We start from the raw sequence: 2,865 nt of genomic DNA on the forward strand, positions 1-2,865 counted from the left end.
CTTATGGGTTCAGAAACTTTAATAATTTTAGAGTAAGATGCTTATTGAATTGGCATTTTAATTATTAGTTTAGCATAACAAGTACTGAAGAGCCACTTATATTTACTGGATTAGACGCTATATCCTTTTTCATAATAAGCGCCATCCTAAAGATATGGGGAGTAAGGAAATTGAAGAATTTTTAACGCATCTTGCTGTAAATGAAAATGTGGCTGCATCAACGCAGAACCAATGGCATATATCTATTTTGCATGAATTTTGAACACCTAAAATGGTACAAAGTTAACACCCTAGTGCGTTAGCCTACGGAATAACACACCCGACAAAACTAGTTTTTAGGTTTCAACTTCGGGATTTTCAGCCAACATTCTGATAAAAATGTAAAATTTATAAAGATTAAAAGAGTTAGGAAAATCTGCCCAAGCTGGGGGATCTCGCCCAAAAAAAGATGAAAATTAAAAAAAAAGAAATATCCTACGCCAATCACTGACGGTTTTGCGCTACAGTGGACGGGCTGTAAACTTAGTATGGACTACTAGCCGATCGCTTACTATTCTTCTGGCTAGTTTAACTTTAGTGGGTGGTCTTTTACCGGCGGCGATATCTTACATTGGTAAGTTGATTGTTGATGCGGTGGTATTTGCCTCTCAAGTTAATTCACACAGCAATGGTCTTGTCAATATTTATCCATCTCTATGGTATGTAGGATTAGAAGCGATCGCTGTAATTTTACTAGCAGGCAGTCAGAGGGGAATCGTCATTTGTCAATCGTTATTGCGGGCGCTAATGGGTCAGCGAGTAAATGTACTCATCTTAGAAAAGGCGCTGACACTGGATCTTAGGCAGTTTGAAGACTCAGAATTTTATGACAAACTGACCAATGCCCGAAGAGAAGCATCAGTTCGTCCCCTTTCTTTAGTAAACCGCACCTTTGGGTTAGTGCAAAATGCTCTTTCCCTCTTCACCTACGGTATTTTGCTAGTAAATTTCTCAGGTTGGGCGGTGGTGGTGCTGATTTTGGCAGCTATGCCTGTATTTATTTCTGAAACAAAGTTTGCTGGAGAAGGCTTTCGCTTGTTTAGTTGGCGTGCAGCAGAAACTCGTCAACAGCACTACCTAGAAAATCTGCTAGCAAGAGAAGATTTTGTCACAGAAGTTAAACTCTACCAGCTAGGAGAGATGTTGCTAGGACGTTACCGCAACCTGTTTGAGCAACTTTATGGCGAAGACCGCGATTTGACTCTGCGGCGAGGACTGTGGGGGTATCTGCTGGGTTTACTCAGTACTGGTGCTTTTTACCTAGCTTATGCTTGGATTGTCCTGGAAACAGTGCTAGGTAAGATTTCTTTGGGAGATATGACGATGTATCTCACCGTGTTTCGTCAAGGACAATCTACTTTCTCTAATGCCCTGACTTCTATTGGAGGGATGTATGAGGACAACCTATATCTATCGAATCTCTACGATTTTCTGGAGGAAGAAGTACCAAAATCTTGGGGTAAGGCAACCATTGGTTTAAATTCTGAAGATGGTATTCGTTTTGAGAATGTATCTTTTACTTATCCAGGAAGTTCTAAGCCAGCGTTGAGAAACATTTCACTGCATTTGAAACCCAGAGAGAAATTGGCAATTGTCGGTGAAAACGGTTCCGGTAAGACTACCTTAATCAAACTACTTACCCGACTTTACACCCCTGACTCTGGGCGAATTTTGTTAGATGGCTTGGACTTGCAAGAATGGGATGTGGATGTGCTGCGGCGTCGTATAGGTGTGATTTTTCAGAACTTTGTCCGCTATCAGTTCACTGTAGGGGAGAATATTGGCGTGGGCGATGTAGAACATCTCGAAAACAAAACTCGCTGGCAAACTGCTGCCCAAAAAGGTATGTCCAAATCTTTTATTGACCAATTACCCGAAAGTTTCCAGACTCAGCTTGGTCGTTGGTTTAAGGAAGGACAGGAACTTTCGGGGGGACAGTGGCAGAAAATTGCTTTATCTCGTGCTTTTATGCGATCGCAAGCAGATATCTTAGTATTGGATGAACCAACATCAGCAATAGATGCTCAAGCTGAGTTTGAAATTTTCAATCATTTTCGCACTATTACTCAAAATCAGATGGTACTTTTGATCTCCCATCGCTTCTCGACAGTAAGAATGGCTGACAAAATCGTAGTTATAGAAAATGGGGAAGTTATAGAACAGGGAACTCACGAAGAATTATTACAGCTAGCAGGACGTTATGCCAAGTTGTTTATGTTACAAGCAGCCGGTTATCAGTAGGAAAGACAGCTAGCAGTTTTTATTGCAGTAGACATCGCACTTTTATTTAGTCAAGATTAGGAGTGCGATCGCTTAACTATTTGGCTGAATTATTACTTAAAATTAATCAAGGTATTCCTTCAGATACTCAGAAACATTACAACGAATTACTTGTAAAAAAAGAGGCTGAAAATCTTACCAACAATGAGTATAGAAAATAAAATATTTACTAGAGTTTAGATTAGATGAGTAATTTCAAACTCAAGTAATGAAAAAACTCCAGAAATGTTTGTGACAAATCTGGAGTCAGGAAAGATACGCATTTACCTATATCAAATTTTCACCCTGAGAAAATCCTACGTCATCAGGGTATACACTCAAATGTAGATAAAGGTGTCTGATGACAAACCACTATGCTTCACATTTACATAGTCTGTCGGAAGTTATCAGTGAGAGGTTAAGATAAAGTGCATTTTGTCAATCAGTTAAAATACTCAAAATAGTCTTATTAAAAATGATAATCGTGCGGTGGAGAGGGGGAAGGAGGCGAGCGACGCTCGCTTTCTTCCCCCTCTATTTGATTATCATTATCTTTAACGTCTTTGA

2 protein-coding genes are annotated in these 2,865 nt (G+C 39.7%); both read left to right on the forward strand.

What is annotated here, in order from left to right; all coding sequences use genetic code 11:
• The first annotated feature begins 100 nt into the window (after positions 1–100).
• Positions 101–262, forward strand: a complete 162-nt coding sequence (locus tag V7K50_RS30605) for a phage integrase N-terminal SAM-like domain-containing protein (protein WP_442944530.1) — start codon at positions 101–103, stop codon at positions 260–262.
• Between the two features lie 233 nt (positions 263–495).
• On the forward strand, positions 496–2,280 hold the full coding sequence (locus V7K50_RS00005; protein WP_442944529.1) for an ABC transporter ATP-binding protein: 1,785 nt from the start codon (positions 496–498) through the stop codon (positions 2,278–2,280).
• Positions 2,281–2,865: the final 585 nt, after the last annotated feature.

Origin of the sequence: Nostoc sp., assembly GCF_036917135.1 — a bacterium.
In the GTDB taxonomy this organism is placed as follows: domain Bacteria; phylum Cyanobacteriota; class Cyanobacteriia; order Cyanobacteriales; family Nostocaceae; genus Nostoc.